The organism is Alicycliphilus denitrificans K601, assembly GCF_000204645.1.
GTDB classification, from domain to species: Bacteria; Pseudomonadota; Gammaproteobacteria; order Burkholderiales; family Burkholderiaceae_C; genus Alicycliphilus; species Alicycliphilus denitrificans.
The window spans coordinates 3,260,087-3,279,378 of the sequence record NC_015422.1 but is presented as its reverse complement, the minus strand read 5'-3'; the positions used below and the strand labels follow the sequence as shown (position 1 = coordinate 3,279,378).

The 19,292-nt window shown below is 65.5% G+C and carries 18 protein-coding genes; 8 read left to right on the top strand and 10 right to left on the bottom strand.

The window, feature by feature from the left end:
- Positions 1–19 precede the first annotated feature (19 nt).
- The 4 genes from ALIDE2_RS15550 to ALIDE2_RS15535 are packed head-to-tail and all read right to left on the bottom strand — an operon-like array spanning position 20 to position 2,495.
- Positions 20–592 carry an RDD family protein gene (locus tag ALIDE2_RS15550; protein WP_013518614.1) on the bottom strand — a complete coding sequence of 191 codons (573 nt, stop codon included), beginning with the start codon at positions 590–592 and terminating at the stop codon, positions 20–22.
- Positions 593–619: 27 nt separating this feature from the next.
- On the bottom strand, positions 620–1,444 hold the full coding sequence (locus ALIDE2_RS15545) for a DUF3106 domain-containing protein (RefSeq protein WP_013518615.1): 825 nt from the start codon (positions 1,442–1,444) through the stop codon (positions 620–622).
- A 23-nt stretch (positions 1,445–1,467) separates the two neighbouring features.
- Positions 1,468–1,929 carry a DUF3619 family protein gene (locus ALIDE2_RS15540; RefSeq protein WP_013518616.1) on the bottom strand — a complete coding sequence of 154 codons (462 nt, stop codon included), beginning with the start codon at positions 1,927–1,929 and terminating at the stop codon, positions 1,468–1,470.
- A complete protein-coding gene (locus tag ALIDE2_RS15535) occupies positions 1,926–2,495 on the bottom strand; it encodes an RNA polymerase sigma factor (protein WP_013518617.1) in 570 nt (189 codons plus the stop codon). The genes ALIDE2_RS15540 and ALIDE2_RS15535 overlap by 4 nt, the downstream gene beginning before the upstream one ends.
- Before the next feature lie 288 nt (positions 2,496–2,783).
- Between ALIDE2_RS15535 and ALIDE2_RS15530 the strand changes: the two genes are divergently transcribed.
- From ALIDE2_RS15530 to pssA, 4 genes are all read left to right on the top strand, one after another.
- On the top strand, positions 2,784–4,577 hold the full coding sequence (locus ALIDE2_RS15530; RefSeq protein ID WP_013518618.1) for an acetolactate synthase 3 catalytic subunit: 1,794 nt from the start codon (positions 2,784–2,786) through the stop codon (positions 4,575–4,577).
- Between the two features lie 187 nt (positions 4,578–4,764).
- Positions 4,765–5,256 carry an acetolactate synthase small subunit gene (gene ilvN, locus ALIDE2_RS15525; RefSeq protein ID WP_013518619.1) on the top strand — a complete coding sequence of 164 codons (492 nt, stop codon included), beginning with the start codon at positions 4,765–4,767 and terminating at the stop codon, positions 5,254–5,256.
- Positions 5,257–5,324: 68 nt separating this feature from the next.
- Positions 5,325–6,341, top strand: coding sequence for a ketol-acid reductoisomerase (ilvC, locus tag ALIDE2_RS15520; RefSeq protein WP_013518620.1), 1,017 nt, complete (start codon positions 5,325–5,327; stop codon positions 6,339–6,341).
- Between the two features lie 177 nt (positions 6,342–6,518).
- Entirely contained in the window at positions 6,519–7,355 is an 837-nt protein-coding gene (gene pssA / locus ALIDE2_RS15515) for a CDP-diacylglycerol--serine O-phosphatidyltransferase (RefSeq protein ID WP_013518621.1), read from the top strand.
- A 24-nt stretch (positions 7,356–7,379) separates the two neighbouring features.
- On the opposite strand, the gene maiA is transcribed toward pssA, so the two are convergent.
- The 4 genes from maiA to ALIDE2_RS15495 all read right to left on the bottom strand — a co-directional run bounded on the left by maiA (position 7,380) and on the right by ALIDE2_RS15495 (position 11,104).
- Positions 7,380–8,048 carry a maleylacetoacetate isomerase gene (maiA, locus tag ALIDE2_RS15510; RefSeq protein ID WP_013518622.1) on the bottom strand — a complete coding sequence of 223 codons (669 nt, stop codon included), beginning with the start codon at positions 8,046–8,048 and terminating at the stop codon, positions 7,380–7,382.
- 10 nt (positions 8,049–8,058) lie between these two features.
- Entirely contained in the window at positions 8,059–9,072 is a 1,014-nt protein-coding gene (locus ALIDE2_RS15505) for a fumarylacetoacetate hydrolase family protein (RefSeq protein ID WP_013518623.1), read from the bottom strand.
- Between the two features lie 75 nt (positions 9,073–9,147).
- Positions 9,148–10,521: an MFS transporter gene (locus tag ALIDE2_RS15500; protein ID WP_013518624.1), complete on the bottom strand. Its 1,374-nt coding sequence runs from the start codon at positions 10,519–10,521 to the stop codon at positions 9,148–9,150.
- Positions 10,522–10,549: 28 nt separating this feature from the next.
- Entirely contained in the window at positions 10,550–11,104 is a 555-nt protein-coding gene (locus tag ALIDE2_RS15495) for a VOC family protein (protein ID WP_013518625.1), read from the bottom strand.
- A 132-nt stretch (positions 11,105–11,236) separates the two neighbouring features.
- On the opposite strand from ALIDE2_RS15495, the gene ALIDE2_RS15490 reads away from it, so the two are divergent.
- The 4 genes from ALIDE2_RS15490 (at position 11,237) to ALIDE2_RS15475 (ending at position 16,807) form a co-directional block, all read left to right on the top strand.
- Positions 11,237–12,145 carry a LysR family transcriptional regulator gene (locus ALIDE2_RS15490; RefSeq protein WP_013518626.1) on the top strand — a complete coding sequence of 303 codons (909 nt, stop codon included), beginning with the start codon at positions 11,237–11,239 and terminating at the stop codon, positions 12,143–12,145.
- A gap of 207 nt (positions 12,146–12,352) precedes the next feature.
- A complete protein-coding gene (gene leuA, locus ALIDE2_RS15485; RefSeq protein ID WP_013722540.1) occupies positions 12,353–14,020 on the top strand; it encodes a 2-isopropylmalate synthase in 1,668 nt (555 codons plus the stop codon).
- A 35-nt stretch (positions 14,021–14,055) separates the two neighbouring features.
- Complete coding sequence (locus ALIDE2_RS15480) at positions 14,056–15,597, top strand: 2-isopropylmalate synthase (RefSeq protein ID WP_013518628.1); 1,542 nt, start codon at positions 14,056–14,058, stop codon at positions 15,595–15,597.
- A 115-nt stretch (positions 15,598–15,712) separates the two neighbouring features.
- On the top strand, positions 15,713–16,807 hold the full coding sequence (locus ALIDE2_RS15475) for a serine hydrolase (protein WP_013518629.1): 1,095 nt from the start codon (positions 15,713–15,715) through the stop codon (positions 16,805–16,807).
- 37 nt (positions 16,808–16,844) lie between these two features.
- Here the strand turns inward: ALIDE2_RS15475 and ALIDE2_RS15470 are convergent, their stop codons facing one another.
- The gene (locus tag ALIDE2_RS15470) at positions 16,845–17,657 is read right to left on the bottom strand and encodes an IclR family transcriptional regulator (protein ID WP_013722539.1); all 813 of its coding nucleotides are present in this window, start codon (positions 17,655–17,657) and stop codon (positions 16,845–16,847) included.
- 83 nt (positions 17,658–17,740) lie between these two features.
- Entirely contained in the window at positions 17,741–19,243 is a 1,503-nt protein-coding gene (gene putP / locus ALIDE2_RS15465) for a sodium/proline symporter PutP (protein ID WP_013518631.1), read from the bottom strand.
- Positions 19,244–19,292 lie beyond the last annotated feature (49 nt).

Below are 19,292 nucleotides of genomic sequence, written 5' to 3'. Positions count from 1 at the left end.
GTGGCCGGGGCGCTGCCCGTCATTTGTTCTTGCGCGGGCGCGGCGGCAGCTCGTGATGCACCAGGCGGGTGCCCGCCAGCGCATCGTGCCAGAACTGGCGCTGCGGGTGGAGATAGCTGGCCAGGGCCCAGAAGATGACCCACAGGGTCAGCAGCAGGAGGGTCGCCAGCACGGGTATGCCTGCCGCGTACGCCGCCAGCGGCGGCAGGAACCACAGCCAGCTCAGCAGGTAGCGCAGCAGCGCACGCCACTGGCTGATGGCGCGGCCCTGGCTGTCCACCACGCGGATGTGCCAGGTCTTCATGGCCAAGGTATGCCCCCGGGACCAGAACCAGACGAAGTAGATGCCGAAGACGACGAACAGGAAGGCCTGCAGCGCATGGCGGTTGTCCAGCGCATGGCGGGTCTGCGTCAGCGTGCCGAACAGGTAGCCGGCGATGAACACCACGCCGAACATCAGCATGCCCTCGTACAGCCAGCAGGCCATGCGGCGGTACAGTGGGGGGGCCATGGTGCCCGCCGACGGGGCCGGCGGGGAGGGTGTCGCGGCGTTGGATGACTGGGTGGAGCCTGGCTGGCTGGGGGCGTGCATGCGGGAAGAGCGCGGGGTTCGGGAGCGCTATTGTGGCGGATGCAGTGGCGTCAGGTCGCGGACGGGCTCCTCCCGCGCATCGGGCACGGAGGCAGGCTGCAGGGGGGGCAGAGAGGCCGGCACGGCCGATGGCGTGGCGATGGGGGCCGTCTCTACCACCGCCGGCGCGGGCGCGGGCAGCACCTGGGGCGTGTGGATGAGCTCCGGTGCCACGATCTTCGGCGGGTTGGGCACGGCCGGCGGCGTGTCGGCCGCCGCGGGCACGCGGGCCAGCTTCTTGGGCGAAACGGGGCGCACGGCGGTGGCCGCGCCCCGGGGCCTGGGCGCGGCCTTGGCTGCCAGGCGCTTCTTTTCCTCGGCGCTCAGCGCCTGGTAGGCCTCCCATTGGGCGCGCCTGCTGTCCGCGGGGAGCTGGGCTGCGGCCGCGTAGTTCAACCGCGCCTGGCTACGCTGCTGGGCGCTCAGGCTGGCCCAGTCGGTGATGCGGGCCAGCATCTTCTGCTGCTCCTCGGGCGAGAGCGCGTGAAAGCCCGCCGCGAGGCTCAGCCAGTTGCGCTTCTGCACCTCGCTGAGCACGCTCCAGCGGTCGGCCAGCGGGTACAGGGCCTCTTTCTGCGCGGTTGTCAGGGCAGTCCACGGCGGGCCCGCCTCCGGCTGGGGCGGCAGCCGGGGCTCGCCGAGCACCCGGTGCTTGCCGGCGTGCAGCGCCTGCGCCGGCACGGGGGTGCTGGGTGCGATGCGCACGTAGATCGCCATCCACCAGCCCGCCGCCGCCAGCGCGCTCAGCAATACAAAAGCCAGCAGGAAGGCTGGCAGTGTGTAGGCAGGCGTAGAGCCGGACGGTGCGTGCATGCAGGCTGGGGAGTCGGCTCGCGTTACCGGGTCTGGTTCGCCGACTTGAGGAATTGCAGGAAGCCCGGGTCGGCATAGGCCGAGGGCGGCAGGTCGTCCGTCAGCAGGGCGGCATCCACCTCGGCGATCTCGGTGGCCACGGCATCGTCTTGCACCATGTTGACGAAGAACAGGCCGACGACCAGCGCCGCCAGGGGCACGGCCGATACCAGGGCGCGCCACCAGGTGCCGTCTTCCCGGCCCCAGCCGCCCAGCGCGGCGGTGGACCCGTTGGACACCACCTGCGGGGCCGCCGCCGTTTCCCGCACGGGCAGGCTCACGGGGCGCTTGCGCCTGGCCAGCGCCTGCATGCGCGCGGCGCGCAGCCGCTCGGTGATGTCGTAGGGCAGGTCGGCGTTGCCGTGCGTCAGGCGCGCAGCGAGGCGGCGCGCGTAGGCGTCTGCTGCCTGGGCGGCTTGCATGGTGGGTTCGGTGGTGCGGTTCATAGCACGATTCCTTTGGCCTTCAGTGCCTTGCTGAGCGATTGGACGGCGCGGAAGCAATGCGTCTTTACGCTGCCCTCGGAGCAGCCCATGGCGGCTGCCGTTTCCGAGACGTCCATTTCCTCCCAGTAACGCATCAAAAAAGCTTCTCGTTGACGCGCGGGTAATTGTTGTATCTCTATTTCGATGGCCTGCAGAACCTGCGTTCGCCGAAGGGTATCTTCGGCGCTTTGCGCGGTTTCGCCCTCGGGGAGGCCGGCGTGGACTTCGAGCAGGTCGAAGTCGGCCCCGTCTTCGCCCGGCCCTTCGAAGTCGCTCAGGCTGGAAAACAGCGCATTGCGGGTCTTTTGCCGGCGGAACCAGTCCAGCGTGCAGTTCGTGAGAATGCGCTGGAACAGCATGGGCAGTTCGCCCGGAGGCTTGTCGCCGTAGTGCTCCGCGAGCTTGAGCATGCTGTCCTGAACGATGTCCAGGGCCGCTTCCTCGTTGCGAACGTGGTACAGCGTGCGCTTGAAGGCACGCTTGTCCACGCTCTTGAGGAAGTCGGAAAGCTCGTGTTCGGTAGCCAAAAGACAAAAGGCCCGTGACGGGCCGGTTGAAGCGGCGCAACGGGCACGAATGCAGGTTGCGAATGGCGGATTATGGCATCTGGGCCGTATTTTTTTGTACCGGCGCCGCGCAAGCGCATGTGTGCAGTGCAATAATCGTGGCTGCAATTCAAAAAGGCAAACGGGTCCCGGTCCGGCGCAGCACTCATGTCGCCCATGGCCGAGGCCTCAAGTTCCAAGTCGGCTTCACAAGAGCGCGCACGAGGGGCACCCAAGGTTTTTCGTTAGAGAAATTCGCAAAGGTTGATCATGGAAATCTCCAAGGCCGAAATCAGCTCGGCAGCACAGGCCGCACGCGGCGGCAACCCCCACGCATCGGGCACCCAGGAACTCATGGGCGCCGAAATCCTCGTCAAGGCGTTGCAGGCCGAGAACGTGCAGTACATGTGGGGCTATCCCGGCGGCGCCGTGCTCTACATCTACGATGCGCTGTACAAGCAGGAAAGCATCCAGCATGTGCTGGTGCGTCACGAGCAGGCTGCCGTGCACGCGGCCGACGGCTACGCGCGCGCCACGGGCGAGGTGGGTGTGGCGCTGGTCACGTCGGGCCCCGGGCTGACGAACGCGGTCACGGGCATCGCGACGGCCTACATGGATTCGATTCCCATGGTGATCATCTCCGGCCAGGTGCCCACGCCCGCCATCGGGCTGGACGCATTCCAGGAGTGCGACACCGTCGGCATCACGCGCCCCATCGTCAAGCACAACTTCCTGGTCAAGGACGTGCGCGATCTGGCGCTGACGCTCAAGAAAGCATTCCACATCGCGCGCACCGGCCGGCCCGGCCCCGTGGTGGTGGACATTCCCAAGGATGTCTCGTTCAAGAAGACGGCCTACCACGGCTACCCGCAGAGCGTGGAGATGCGCTCCTACAACCCGGTCAAGAAGGGCCATGCGGGTCAGATCCGCAAGGCCTTGCAGCTGCTCCTGGGTGCCAAGCGCCCCTATATCTATACCGGCGGCGGCGTGCTGCTGGGCAATGCCACGCAGGAGCTGCGCGCCCTGGTGGACATGTTGGGCTACCCGGTCACGAACACGCTGATGGGCCTGGGCGCCTACCCGGCCACGGACCGCAAGTTCCTCGGCATGCTGGGCATGCACGGCACGATCGAGGCCAACAACACCATGCAGAACTGCGACGTGCTGCTGGCCGTGGGCGCGCGCTTCGACGACCGCGTGATCGGCAACCCCAAGCATTTCGCGCAAAACGACCGCAAGATCATCCACATTGACATCGATCCTTCGTCGATCTCCAAGCGCGTGAAGGTCGACATCCCGATCGTCGGCGACGTCAAGGAGGTGCTGACCGAGCTGATCTCCATGATCCGCGAGAGCACCACGCGCCCCGATGCCGGCGCCCTGTCCGCCTGGTGGGACCAGATCGAGGCCTGGCGCGGCCGCGACTGCCTGAAGTACGACCGTGGCAACACCGAGGTCATCAAGCCGCAGCACGTGATCGAGACGCTGTGGAACATGACGAAGGATGCTGACGCCTACATCACCTCCGACGTGGGCCAGCACCAGATGTGGGCCGCGCAGTATTACAAGTTCGACGAGCCGCGTCGCTGGATCAACTCGGGCGGCCTGGGCACCATGGGCGTGGGCATTCCCTACGCCATGGGCATCAAGCTGGCCAAGCCCGACGCCGAGGTGTTCTGCGTGACGGGCGAGGGCTCGGTGCAGATGAACATCCAGGAACTGTCCACCTGCCTGCAGTACAACACGCCGATCAAGATCCTGTCGCTGAACAACCGGTATCTCGGCATGGTGCGCCAGTGGCAGGAGATCGAGTACTCGGGCCGCTACAGCCACAGCTACATGGATGCGCTGCCCAACTTCGTGAAGCTGGCCGAGGCCTACGGCCACGTGGGCATGCTGATCGAGCGCCCGCAGGACGTGGAGCCCGCGCTGCGCGAGGCGCGCAAGCTCAAGGACCGCACCGTGTTCCTGGACTTCCGCACCGACCCGACCGAGAACGTGTTCCCCATGGTGCAGGCGGGCAAGGGCATCACCGAAATGCTGCTGGGATCGGAAGACCTGTAAGGGAAACCGGCAGCAAACGCTTGCTGGGCAAGCGCTAGTAGCTATTCATCGAATAGCATTCTTTGACGAATCTATTGCCTGCCAAGCCTGGCGCTTACCGGCGCCGGGGGAGGGCAGCGAAAAACGACAGTTTTCAGCGACCATTTTTTTGATCGTGCTGTCGTCGCAAAAAGAGGAAGCACATCTCATGAAACACATCATTGCCGTTCTGATAGAGAACGAGGCCGGCGCGCTGTCACGCGTGGTGGCGCTGTTTTCGGCGCGTGGCTACAACATCGAGTCGCTCACGGTGGCGCCGACGGAAGACCCGTCGCTGTCGCGCATGACGATCCAGACCACGGGCTCGGATGACGTGATCGAGCAGATCACCAAGCACTTGAACCGCCTCATCGAGGTCGTGAAGGTGGTGGACCTGACCGAGGGTGCCTACACCGAGCGCGAGCTCATGATGGTGAAGGTGCGCGCCGTGGGCAAGGAGCGCGAGGAGATGAAGCGCATGGCCGACATCTTCCGCGGCCGCATCATCGACGTGACCGACAAGAGCTACACCGTCGAACTCACGGGCGACCAGTCCAAGAACGACGCCTTCCTGCAGGCCATCGACCGCACGGCCATCCTGGAGACCGTGCGCACCGGGGCCAGCGGCATCGGCCGCGGCGAGCGCATCCTGCGCGTGTAGGACAATCCCCCATTTCCCCCTTTCCCCATTCCCCATTCCCCCTGACAAGAATCCCAACCGGAGCGACCATGAAAGTTTTCTACGACAAAGACTGTGACCTGAGCCTCATCAAGGGCAAGACCGTGGCCATCATCGGCTACGGCAGCCAGGGCCATGCCCACGCACAGAACCTCAACGACAGCGGCGTGAAGGTCGTCGTCGGCCTGCGCAAGGGCGGCGCCAGCTGGGACAAGGTCGGCAAGGCCGGCCTCACCGTGAAGGAAGTGAACGACGCGGTTAAGGAAGCCGACGTGGTCATGATCCTGCTGCCCGACGAGCAGATCGCCGAGGTCTACAAGAACAACGTCGAGCCGAACATCAAGCAGGGCGCGTCGCTCGCCTTCGCGCACGGCTTCAACGTGCACTACAACCAGGTCGTGCCGCGCGCCGACCTGGACGTGTGGATGGTCGCCCCCAAGGCCCCCGGCCATACCGTGCGCAACACCTACACCCAGGGTGGCGGCGTGCCCCATCTGGTGGCCGTGCACCAGGACAAGTCCGGCCGCGCGCGTGAACTGGCCCTCTCGTACGCCATGGCCAACGGCGGTGGCAAGGCCGGCATCATCGAGACCAACTTCCGCGAAGAGACCGAGACCGACCTGTTCGGCGAGCAGGCCGTGCTGTGCGGCGGCGCCGTCGAGCTGATCAAGATGGGCTACGAGACCCTGGTCGAGGCCGGCTACGCCCCCGAGATGGCCTACTTCGAGTGCCTGCACGAGCTCAAGCTCATCGTGGACCTGATCTACGAAGGCGGCATCGCCAATATGAACTACTCGATCTCGAACAATGCCGAGTACGGCGAGTACGTGACGGGCCCCGAGGTCATCAACGAGCAGTCGCGTGCCGCCATGCGCAATGCCCTCAAGCGCATCCAGGACGGCGAGTACGCCAAGATGTTCATCCAGGAAGGGCGCCTGAACTACCCCAGCATGACGGCACGCCGCCGCAATCTGGCCGCCCACTCCATCGAGCAGGTGGGTGCCCAGCTGCGCGCCATGATGCCCTGGATCGCCAAGAACAAGCTGGTGGACCAGAGCCGCAACTGATGCCGGCGGCGCGGCCGAGGCTGCGCCACCCATCATGCACCCAAGGCCACTTCGGTGGCCTTTTTTGCGTGGCGCGGCAGGGCTACACTGCGTCCTTTCGCGCCGCACCTGCAAAAACGATGACTATAAAATTAATAGCTTATTGCACTTATCCATCAAGCCTTGGAGGCCTGTTCAATGCATGATGGCAACGATGTCGGCGAAGGCACGGGCGTGCTGGTGCGCAAGCGCCGCAAGGGCATTTACATCCTGCCCAACCTGTTCACCCTGGCGGCGCTGTTCGGCGGGTTCTACGCCATCGTCATGGCCATGAACGGGCGTTTCGAGATGGCGTCCATCGGCGTGTTCTGCGCCATGGTGCTCGACAGCCTGGACGGGCGTGTGGCGCGCATGACCAATACGCAGAGCGCCTTCGGCGAGCAGATGGACTCGCTGTCCGACATGGTGTCCTTCGGCGCCGCGCCCGCGCTCATCGCCTATGTGTGGGCGCTGCAGGGCCTGGGGCGCTGGGGCTGGATCGCGGCCTTCGTCTACTGTGCCTGCGCCGCGCTGCGGCTGGCGCGCTTCAACGTGAATACGGGCGTGGTGGACAAGCGCTACTTTCAGGGACTGCCATCGCCGGCGGCGGCGGCCCTGGTCATGGGCTTCATCTGGCTGCTGACCGACGCGGGCGTGCGCCCGGGGCAGGGCGTGCTCAGCCTGTCCTGGGGGCAGATCACCTGGGTGATGTTCGGCTTCACGCTCTATGCGGGGCTGACCATGGTCACCAACGTCCCCTTCTACAGCTTCAAGGATTTGCACATGAAGAAAAGCGTGCCCTTTTCGGCCATCGTGCTCATCGCCCTGGGCATCGCCGTGATCAACATCCACACGCCAACGGTGCTGTTCGGCGTGTTCGTGCTCTACGGTCTTTCTGGCTATGCCGTCTATGTCTGGCGCAAGGCCAAGGGCCAGCACACCAGCGTGATCAGCACCTCGACCGACGAGCCGGACGAGCAGGGCCTGCACCACTGAACCTCCGCGGCGCGGGCGCCGTGGTCAACGGGCGAGGGCGTGCTCCGCATCCGGCTGCATGTCCGGCGCGGCCTGTCGGAACGCGGGCAATTGCTCGCAGGCATCGACGATGCGCGCGATGGTGGGGTAGGCGTCCAGCGCGCAGTTGAAGCGCCGCGCGTTGAACACCTGGGGCACCAGGCAGCAGTCGGCCAGGCCGGGGGTGTCGCCATGGCAGAAGCGCCCTGTGTCGCCGCTGCGCGCGAGAACGTCTTCCACGGCCCGCAGCCCCAGCGCCACCCAGTGGGCGTACCAGGCGTCCTTCTGCGCGCCGGACACGCCCAGCTCCTGCGTCAGGTAGTTCAGCACGCGCAGGTTGTTGAGCGGGTGGATCTCGCAGGCCACCATGTGCGCCAGGCCGCGCACGCGCGCGCGGCCCAGAGCGTCGGCGGGCAGCAGGGCGGGCGCGGGGTGCACCTCGTCGAGGTACTCCATGATGGCCAGCGACTGCGCCAGCACCGGCCCCCTTTCGGCCATCTGCAGGGCGGGCACCAGCCCCTGCGGGTTGGCGCCGCGGTAGGCGCTGCCGTTGTGCTGGCCGCCATCCCTGAGCAGATGCACGGGGATGGTGTCGTAGGCCAGGCTTTTGAGCGCCAGGGCGATGCGCACGCGGTAGGCCGCGGAGCTGCGGAAGTAGGAGTAAAGCTTGAGCATGGGGGCAGGATCAGGCGGCGCTGCGCGTATCCACCTGGTTTTCGATCGCGCCGAAGACGCTGCGGCCCTGGCCGTCGAACATCTCTATGCGCACCGTGTCGCCGTGCTTCATGAAGGGCGTGGCGGGCTTGCCCTGTTCGATGGCCTCGTAGGTGCGCACCTCGGCCAGGCAGCAGTAGCCCACGCCGCCGTTGGCGATCGACGAGCCCCACAGGCTGCCCTGCTTGTTCGACACCGTGCCCGATCCGATGATCGAGCCCGCGCACAGGGTGCGCGTCTTGGCCACGTGGGCGATGAGCCGGCCGAAATCGAAGGTCATGTCCACGCCCGCATCGGGCTTGCCGAACAGCTGGCCGTTCAGGTGCACTACAAGCGGCAGGTGCACCTTCGCGTCCCGCCAGGCGTCGCCCAGCTCGTCGGGCGTGACGGCCACGGGGCTGAAGGCGCTGGCGGGTTTGCTCTGGAAGAAGCCGAAACCCTTGGCCAGCTCGGACGGGATCAGGTTGCGCAGCGACACGTCGTTCACCAGCATCACTAGGCGGATGGCCTTCGCGGCCTCCTCGGGCGTGGCGCCCATGGGCACGTCGCCGGTGACCACGGCGACCTCGGCCTCGAAGTCGATGCCCCAGGCATCCTGGGCCACGATCTTGCCATAAGGGGGGATGAAGCCGTCGCTGCCGCCCTGGTACATGAGCGGGTCGGTGTAGAAGCTCTCGGGCACCTCGGCATTGCGCGCGCGGCGCACCAGCTCCACGTGGTTGATGTAGGCCGAGCCATCGGCCCACTGCCAAGTGCGGGGCAGCGGCGAGTGGCAGGCGGCCTGGTCGAAGGGATCGCCCTTGATGGCGCCGCTGTTCAGGGCCTCGTAGACCTGGCGCAGTTGGGGTTCGACCGTGGCCCAGTCGTCCAGCGCGGCGAGCAGGGTGCGGGCGATGGCGGGCACGGCGCGGCAGTGTGCGAGGTCGCGGCTGACGACGACTAGCGTGCCGTCGCGGCCGCCTTGTTGCAGGGTGGCGAGTTTCATGTTCGTTCTCTTTGGTGCGGGGACGATGGAGGTTCAGCCCCGGCAATCCGTTGATGGAAAGGAAGTTTTGAAATGTCAGTGAGCAGCAGGGGCTTCGGCTGCCGACAGGGGCTTGCGAGTCACCTGGACGCCAAAGAGCAGCAGGCCCAGAATCAACAGCGACGGTATTGCCACCACATGGAATAGGTTGGCTTGCGACCAACTCAGCGCGATGAGCTGGCCACCGACCACAGGTCCCAAAACCGAGCCGATGCGTCCGACGCCGAGGCTCCAGCCGACACCCGTGGTGCGCAGGGCAGTGGGGTAATAGCTGGCGGCGAGCGCATTGATCGCCGGCTGGCCGCCGATCACCATGAAACCTGCCACGAACACGCTGGTAAACAGCACGACCAGTTCATTCGATGCGTGGCCAATGGAAGCCACGGAAATGAAAGCCAGTATGAAGCAACCCAGCAGCACGGGTTTGAAGCCATATTTGTCGATGAGCGCTCCCATCAGGATGGTGCCGATCGTTCCACCAAGCTGCAGCATTGTTCCCAGCAGCACCGCGGTCTGGATCGTCAACCCTGCTCCTTTGGCCAATGTGGGTAGCCATTGCGATAGGAAGTACAGGCCGATCATGTTGAGGAAGCTGATGCACCAGATGGTGAGGGTGCCGGTGGTGCGGCCTTCCGCAAACAACCTGACCATGGGTGCACCCTTGGGTTTTGCTGCAGGGCGTGCGATTTCGGCGTTTGCGGGGATGTGCTCTTGCGGCAACAATCGGCGCACCACGGGCAGGATGCGTCCGGCGGGAACACCATGCAGTGCCTGGAACTGTACGGATTCAGGAAGCCAGAACATCATTGTGATGGCGATGATCAGCGGAATCGCGCCGCCTGCATAGAACACCGATTTCCAACCGAAGGAGGGAATAAGCGCAGCAGCGACCATGCCCCCGAGCATCGCGCCGACGGTGAAGCCGCACGAGATCAACATCATCACGAACACGCGGCGGCGTTGCGGGCTGAACTCGCCGCACAGGGCCATCGTGTTGGGCATGATGGCGCCCAGGCCGAGGCCGGTGACGAAGCGCAGAACCACCAGGTGCTCTACGTTGTCCGCCAGCGGGGTCACCAGCATGCACACGGCAAAGAAGAATGTCGACGCGATCAGCACCGGGCGGCGCCCGATCTTGTCGGACAGCACGCTCAGCACCAATGAGCCCACCAGCAGGCCAGACAGGCCAGCGCCAAACACCGGGCCCATGGCGGATTTCTCGATATTCCATTCCTGAAGAATGGCTGGCGCCACATAGCCAATGGCCTGCACGTCAAATCCGTCCATCACCATGCAGGCACCGCACAGGATGAGAATCATCCACTGGCGAACGCCAATGTGATTGCGGTCGATCAACTCGGTCACGTTGATCTGCGGTGCTTGCGACGGGTTGAGGGAATGGGCTGTCATGGCGTTTTCCGATCTCTGTGGGAAAGAGTCAGTCCGATCCGATGCGGCCCGAGCCATCGTGCATCCAGCGCGCGTGGGTGGGGGCCTTCTTGGTGCGGTCCCACTCGTTGAGCATGTCCCACTTCACGTCGTCGAGTGCCTTGTCCATTTGCGGCGTGGCGGTGTTCACGGCCAGCTCCAGCCGGTGGCCTGAGGGATCGCGGAAGTAGATGGACTGGAAGATCGTGTGATTGGTGGGGCCTATGACCTGGATGCCGTCGGCTTCCATCCTGGCCTTGACCTTCATCATCGTTTCGATGGAATCGACCTTGAGCGCCAAGTGCTGTGTCCAGGACGGGGTGTTGGCATCCGAGGGCGCGATCATCTCGGGCTTGGTGGGCAGTTCGAAGAAGGCCAGGATGTTGCCGCCGCCGATGTCGATAAAGATGTGCATGTAGGGGTCGGGCTCCTTGGTCGAGGGCACCTGGTTTTCGGCGATGGCGAGGATGAAATTCGCGTCCAGGTACTTTTGGTACCACTCGACGGTTGCTTTAGCGTTCTTGCAGCGGTAAGCGACGTGGTGGACGCCATTGAGGAAGGCCATGGTTGTCTCCTTGGTAGGTTGAAAAAACAAGCCGTTGGAGGGATTGCATCGGCTTGAAGAATGAGGTGTATTAAAGTCCCCATGGATTTATCATTCAAACGGTATTTAGTGATGCACTTATAAGATCATCTGATGAATGTGACGCTGCGCCAGTTGAGTGCCTTCGTGGCGGTGGCCGAGACCGGCAGCTTCACGCTGGCGGCCGAGCGGCTTTTCATCACCCAGTCGGCCTTGAGCGGCCTGATCAAGGAGCTGGAGGCGTCCCTGGGCCTGCGCCTCTTCGACCGCAGCACGCGCCGCCTGCGCCTGTCCGACACGGCGCGCGAGCTCTATCCGCAGATCGAGAAGATCCTGCACGACCTGGATGGCGTGGTCAGCGAGGTAGGCAACCTCAAGGCGCTGCAGCGCGGCAGCGTGCGCGTGGCTGTGCCGCAGCTGCTCGCCTGCACGCTGCTGCCCGAGCTGATGGCCGGGTTTCGTGCGCAGCACCCGGGCGTGCACCTGCGCTTGGTCGATTGCGCGGTCGAGAGCGTGATGGCGCGGGTGTTTTCCGGCGAGGTGGACATAGGCATAGGCCCGGAGCGCGAGACCAATTCGGACATCGCGGCCGACCGGCTCTTCTGCATGCCCTTTATGGCCGTGATGCCGCCGGGCCATGTGCTGGCGCGCCGGCGCACGCTGCAGTGGCACGACCTTTCCGGGCAGTCGCTGATCACCCTGCAGGGTCAGTTCACGGACCTGCTGGTGAGCGACGTGGGCGAGGCCGCGCGCGGCCTGCACAAGGAGGCCTTCATGCAGGTGACCTTCATGACCACGGCGCTGGCGCTGGCGCGCGCGGGCCTGGGCATCACGCTGTGCATGCCCTATGCGCGCTCGCTCGTCGAGCAGTTCGGGCTGGTCATGCGGCCGGTGGGCGACCCGGTGGTGGAGCGCAGCTTCTGGATCTTCACGCGCCGCGGCAGGGCGCCGTCACCGGCGGCGCAGGGGTTCCGTACCTTTCTCGAAGAGCGGCTGATGGACGGAAGGGCTGGCAGCGCTTAGTTTTTGTGCTAGAGTGCACTCCATGCATTTCCTGTCGCTAGCACTACTACTCAACTTGTCCAACGGGCAGGCACAGTAGCGCGCGCGTACACACACCTACTTCCACGGCCCGTGAGCACCAGCGACGGGCCGTTTTTGTTTTTTCTCGGGGTCGCTGGAGCACAGGCCGGATTCGTTTCCTTGTTCCATCTGAAAGAGAGAGCCCCGATGTTGCACAACCCCGCCGCCAAGTACCGCCCCGCCGCTCCCGTGCGCCTCACGGATCGCACCTGGCCCGATGCGGTGATCACCAAGGCCCCCATCTGGTGCAGCGTCGACCTGCGCGACGGCAACCAGGCCTTGATCGAGCCCATGGACATAGCGCGCAAGATGCGCATGTTCGAGCAACTGGTGAAGATCGGCTTCAAGGAGATCGAGGTCGGCTTCCCCTCCGCGTCGCAGATCGAGTTCGACTTCGTGCGCAAGCTCATCGAGGAAGACCGTATCCCCGACGACGTGACCATCCAGGTATTGACCCAAGCGCGCGAGCCGTTGATCCACCGCACCTTCGAGGCGCTGGTGGGCGCGCCGCGCGCCATCGTGCACCTCTACAACGCCACCGCGCCCGTGATGCGCCGCGTGGTGCTGGGCATGAGCAAGGACGAAATCGTCGATCTGGCCGTCAGCCACGCGCGGCTGTTCAAGGAACTGGCGGCGAAGCAGCGCGCGACGGACTGGACCTTCGAGTACTCGCCCGAGATGTATTCGGACACCGAGCTGGAATTCTCCAAGCGCGTGATCGATGCCGTGACCGACGTGTGGCAGCCCACGCCGCAGAAGAAATGCATCATCAACCTGCCCACCACGGTGGAGCATTCCACGCCCAACATCTTCGCCGACATGGTGGAGTGGACGCATCGCCACGTGCAGCGCCGGGACAGCATCGTTCTGTCCGTGCACCCGCACAATGACCGCGGCACGGGCACCGCATCCGCCGAGCTGGCCTTGATGGCCGGCGCCGACCGCCTCGAAGGCTGCCTGTTCGGCAACGGCGAGCGCACCGGCAACCTCGACGTGGTGAACGTGGCGCTCAACATGTACACCCAGGGCGTGTCGCCGGGGCTGGACTTCTCGGACATCGACGGCATCCGCAGCACGGTGGAGTATTGCAACCAGTTGCCCGTGCACCCGCGCCATCCCTATGTGGGCGACCTCGTCTACACCTCGTTCTCGGGCTCGCACCAGGATGCGATCAAGAAGGCCTTTGCCGAGCGCCGGGAGGGCGACATCTGGGACATGCCCTATCTGCCAATCGACCCCAAGGACCTGGGCCGCAGCTACGAGGCCGTCATCCGCGTCAACAGCCAGTCCGGCAAGGGCGGCATCTCCTACCTGCTGGAGAGCGAATACGGCTTGCAGTTGCCACGCCGCCTGCAGATCGAGTTCAGCCAGGCCGTGCAGCGCGAGATGGACGCCAGCGGCAAGGAGCTGACGGCGGAGGACCTCTGGAACCTGTTCCAGCAGGAGTATCGCTTCAAGTCGGTGGCTGCACCGGCCTACCGCATGCAGGAGCAGGACGGCGGCTTCTCGCTGCGCGCCAGCCTGCAGTGGCAGGGCGAGCCGCTGGAGATCGAAGGCGAGGGGACGGGGCCCATCGATGCCTTCGTGCAGGCCGTGTCCTCGGCGTTCGATCGTGACGTGCGCGTGCTCGACTACAGCGAGCACGCCATCGGCGAGGGCGCCGGCGCCAAGGCTGTGGCCTATGTGGAGATGCGCATCGACGGGCAGCACACGGTGTACGGCGTGGGCATGGACGCCAACATCGTCTCCGCGTCCATCCGCGCCATCCTCTCGGGCCTGGAGCGCGTGCCGCAGGTGCAGGCTGCCGTCGCGTAAAGTCCTGCTTTTCGCTCACACGACAGAGGCACCCCATGAGCACAGACAAACTCATCATCTTCGACACCACCTTGCGCGACGGCGAGCAGTCGCCGGGCGCCTCCATGACGCGCGACGAGAAGCTGCGCATCGCGCGCCAGCTCGAACGTCTGAAGGTGGACGTGATCGAGGCCGGCTTTGCCGCCAGCTCCAACGGCGACTTCGAGTGCGTGCAGGCGATTGCCCGCGCCATCAAGGACTCCACGGTCTGCTCGCTGGCGCGCACCAACGATCGCGACATCACGCGTGCCGCGGAGGCGCTCAAGGACGCGGGCCGCGCCCGCATCCACCTCTTCATCGCCACCAGCCCGCTGCACATGGAGAAGAAGCTGCGCATGACGCCCGAGCAGGTGCTGGAGCAGTCGCGCCTGTCCACGCGCTTCGCGCGCAACCTCGCGGAAGATATCGAGTTCAGCGCCGAGGACGGCTACCGCAGCGACCCGGACTTCCTGTGCCGCGTGGTCGAGGCGGCCATCGAGGAGGGCGCCACCACCATCAACATTCCCGACACCGTGGGCTACGCCATACCCGAGCTGTACGGTAGTTTCATCAAGAACCTGCGCGAGCGCGTGCCCAACAGCGACAAGGCGGTCTGGAGCGTGCACTGCCACAACGACCTGGGCATGGCCGTGGCCAATTCGCTGGCGGGCGTGAAGATTGGCGGCGCGCGCCAGGTGGAATGCACCATCAACGGCCTGGGCGAGCGCGCGGGCAACTGTTCGCTCGAAGAGGTGGTGATGGCCGTCAAGACGCGGCGCGACTACTTCGGCCTGGAGGTGGGCATAGACGCCAAGCACCTGCTGGCCGCGAGCCGCATGGTCAGCCAGACCACGGGCTTCGTCGTGCAGCCCAATAAGGCCGTGGTCGGGGCGAACGCCTTCGCGCATGCCTCCGGCATCCACCAGGACGGCGTGCTCAAGGCGCGCGACACCTACGAGATCATGCGCGCCGAGGACGTGGGCTGGAGCACCAACAAGATCGTGCTCGGCAAGCTCTCGGGCCGCAACGCCTTCAAGCAGCGCCTGCAGGAACTGGGCGTGGAGCTGGAGAGCGAGGGCGAGATCAATGCAGCCTTCGCCAGGTTCAAGGAACTGGCCGATCGCAAGAGCGAGATCTTCGACGAGGACATCCTGGCCCTGGTCAGCGACGAGAGCATGCACGGCGACAAGGAGCAGTTCGGCTTCGTCTCGCTTGCCCAGCACAGCGAGACCGGCGAGCGCCCGCAGGCCAGCATCGTCTTCACCATGAATGGCAAGGAGGTGCGCAGTTCCTCCGAAGGCAACGGCCCCGTCGATGCATCGCTCAAGGCGATCGAGGCGCATGTGCAAAGCGGCGCCGAGATGGTGCTGTACTCCGTCAACGCCATCAGCGGCTCCACCGAGAGCCAGGGCGAGGTGACGGTGCGCCTGCAGAACGCCGGCCGCGTGGTCAACGGCGTGGGGGCCGACCCGGACATCGTGGTCGCGTCGGCCAAGGCCTACCTGAGTGCCCTGAACAAGTTACAAAGTAAAGCGGAACGAGTGGCTGCACAAGGCTGAATGCCGCGCCTATAATTCAGGCAGCTTTTTAAAAGAGTCGCGCAAGATATTGATCTTGCGCGGCTTTTTTCAATTCTGTACACTGGCACACAGTTTTTGCAGTTTGGAGCATATGATGCACGCCCGATTCCGCATCGCCTCCCGTCTTTCCCATGCTCTGGCTCTCCTGGCCGTAGGGGTCGCGCTGGCCTCTCCCGGCGCCCATGCGGCAGAGCGCAAGCACGCGGTCGCCAAGAAACATTCCACCACCGTCGCCGCCAAACGCGCGGCGCCCAGGCAGGCGGCCGTCAAGGTCCGGCACAAGACGGTTTCGGCCAAGGCCACGCGCGTGTCCGCGCGCAGCGCCAGGGCGCCGGTACGCATGGTGGCGGAGCCGGCGCGGCTGTCGTTCGGCCAGCTGGCGGGCCTGCACGAGGTCAGCGATCCGCTCGATCTGAAATCCAGCGTGGCCCTGGTGATCGACCAGGACACCAAGGAGGTTCTGCTCAGCAAGAACGACCATGCGGTGCTGCCGATCGCTTCGCTGACCAAGCTCATGACGGGCCTGCTGATTTCCGAGGCGCGCCTGCCCATGGACGAGCCCATCACCATCACCCAGGACGACGTGGACACCGAGAAGGGCAGCGGCTCGCGCCTGACGGTGGGCACCACCCTGTCGCGCGGGGAGCTGCTGCACCTGGCCCTGATGTCCAGCGAGAACCGGGCGGCCCATGCCCTCGGGCGCACCTATCCCGGCGGGCTGGCGGTGTTCGTGCAGCGCATGAACGCCAAGGCCAGGCTGCTGGGCATGACGGAGACGCGCTACGTCGAGCCCACGGGCCTTTCCAGCAAGAACCAGTCCAGCGCACACGACTTGGCCACGCTGGTCAACGTGGCGCATGGCGACCCGCTGCTGCGCGAGCTGTCCACGTCGCCCAGCCATGAGGTCGCCGTGGGCCAGCGTGTGCTGCAGTACAACAACACCAACCGCCTCGTGAAGAGCCCCTCGTGGGACATCGGCCTGCAGAAGACCGGCTACATCTCCGAGGCCGGGCGCTGCCTGGTGATGCAGGCGCAGGTTGCCGGCCGCAAGCTGATCATGGTGTTCCTCGACTCGGCCGGCAAATTCAGCCGCCTGGGCGACGCGGAGCGGGTGCGCTCCTGGGTGGAGAAGGGCCACCCCGGCAGCAGCGCCAGTCTGCATCTGGGCGTGACGTCGCCCAGCAGCTGACGCGGCGGAGCACCGCGCCGCCAGCGTGGGGCGGCCGTTACGACTTTTCCGGGCCGTTGAGCGCCGTGCGCATGCCCGTCGTATAGCCCATGGCCAGCGAAATCTCCCGGGCCGTCGCCTGCAGCTTGGGCAGCCAGCCTTCGTCCAGGCGGTCGGCGGGCGCAGAGATCGACAGGCCGGCGACCAGCTGCCCCTGGTCGTCGTACACGCCCGCCGCCATGCAGCGCACGCCCAGCTCCAGTTCTTCGTTGTCGCGCGCCACGCCGTATTGCCGTGCCTTGCTGAGCTCGCGTTCGAGCAGGAGCAGCTGGGTGATGCTGTTGCGCGTGTGGCCCGGCAGTCCGGTGCGCGTGGCGTAGGCGCGCACGCGCTGGGGGTCGTCCGCAGCCAGGAACAGCTTGCCGGTGGAGGTCAGGTGCAGCGGCGCATGCCCGCCGATGGCGCGCACCACCTGCATGCCCGAGCGCTCGCTGTAAGCGCGCTCGATGTAGACGATTTCGTCGCCCTGGCGCACGCTCAGGTTGACGGGCTGCTGGATCAGCTTGTGCAGCTGGCGCATGGGCGCCATGGCAGCGTCGCGCACGGACAGGCGCGCCTTGACTAGGTTGCCCAGCTCCAGCAGGCGCATGCCTAGGCGGTAGCTGCCCGATTCGGGCCGGTCGACGAAGCGCCCTATCGTCAGGTCGTTGAGGATGCGGTGCGCGGTGGAAGGGTGCAGTCCCGTCTTCTCGCTGATCTCCTTGAGCGAAACGGACTCCTCCTTTGCTGCCAGCACGTCGATCAGCTGGAACATGCGTTCCAGCACTTGGACGTTGGGCTTGGCGGTCATGTCCGCGGGGCTTTTCTTCATGGAGATCACATCGGTTGCGAAAGCCGGTGATCTTATCTGGTGAAAAGCAATCGTGCCTCGTGCAAGAAAATGCCCGGCGCTGGTCAGCGCGCGCCTATGCGCGCGAACTCCTGCTGCACCGCGGCATGGGCCTTGCGCATGCTATGCGACGGCGGGGTGCCGAGTAGGCTCGTCACGACCACGGCCAGCCAGCCCAAGATGAAGCCGGGTACGATCTCGTACAGGCCGAGCCAGCCCCCTTGCTTCCACACGAGCACGGTGACGGCTCCCACGACGATGCCGGCGAGCGCGCCGCCGCGCGTCATGCGCTCCCAGAACAGCGACAGGATGATCACTGGCCCGAAGGCGGCGCCGAAGCCTGCCCAGGCGTAGCTGACCATGCCGAGCACCTTGGACTCGGGGTTGCTGGCGATGGCGATGGCGATCACGGCGATCAGCAGCACCATGGCGCGGCCGATCCAGACCAGCTCCTGCTCGCTCGCGTTCTTGCGCAGGAAGGCGCGGTAGATGTCCTCGGTCAGCGCGCTGGAGCACACCAGCAGCTGGCACGACAGCGTGCTCATCACGGCGGCCAGGATGGCGGCCAGCAGGGCGCCGGCGATCCAGGGGTTGAAGAGCTGCTTGGCGATCTCCATGAACACCGTCTCGCCGTTGGCGTGCACGGCGTCGGCGCCGGCCTGGCCGGCGGTGAAGAAGGGGATGCCGACGAAGCCCACGGCCACGGCGCCCGCCAGGCACAGGACCATCCAGGTCATGCTGATGCGCCGGGCGTTGGGAATGGTCTGCACCGACGAGGCGGCCATGAAGCGCACGAGGATGTGCGGCTGGCCGAAGTAGCCCAGGCCCCAGGCCAGCAGCGAGACGATGCCCACGAGGCTGGCGCCGCGCAGCATGTCGAACTTCTCGGGCGCGACGATGGCGTGCCAGTCCTGGCCCGGCTGCAGCTGGCCTTGCACGGCCAGCCAGGCCATGATGGGGGCGAGGATCAGGGCCGTGATCATCAGCGAGGCCTGGATGGTGTCGGTCCAGCTCACGGCCAGGAAGCCGCCGATCAGCACGTAGGCGATGGTGCAGGCCGCGCCCACCCACAGCGCGGTGGCGTAGGGCATGCCGAACATGTTCTCGAACAGGCGCGCGCCCGCCACCACGCCCGAGGCGCAGTACAGCGTGAAGAACACCAGGATCACCAGCGCGGTGACGATGCGCAGCAGGTTGCTTTTGTCCTCGAAGCGGTTGGCCAGGTAGTCGGGCAGCGTGAGGGCGTTGCCCGCGCGCTCGGTGTACAGGCGCAGCCGCGCGGCCACTAGGCGCCAGTTGAGGTAGGCGCCGGCGACCAGGCCGATGGCGATCCACGATTCGGACAGGCCCGAGACGAAGATCGCGCCGGGCAGGCCCATGAGCAGCCAGCCGCTCATGTCCGAGGCGCCCGCCGACAGCGCCGTGACGAAGCTGCCCAGGCTGCGCCCGCCCAGGATGTAGTCCGACAGGTTCTTGGTGCCCAGGTAGCCCAGCGCGCCAATGCCCAGCATGGCCACCAGATAGATGGCGAACATGATCGCCGTGGGGTCGTTCCAGGAAAATTGCATGAGGGGTCTCTCTCTATCTTTCTGATAGCTTGAAGCGCTTGCCAGGAAA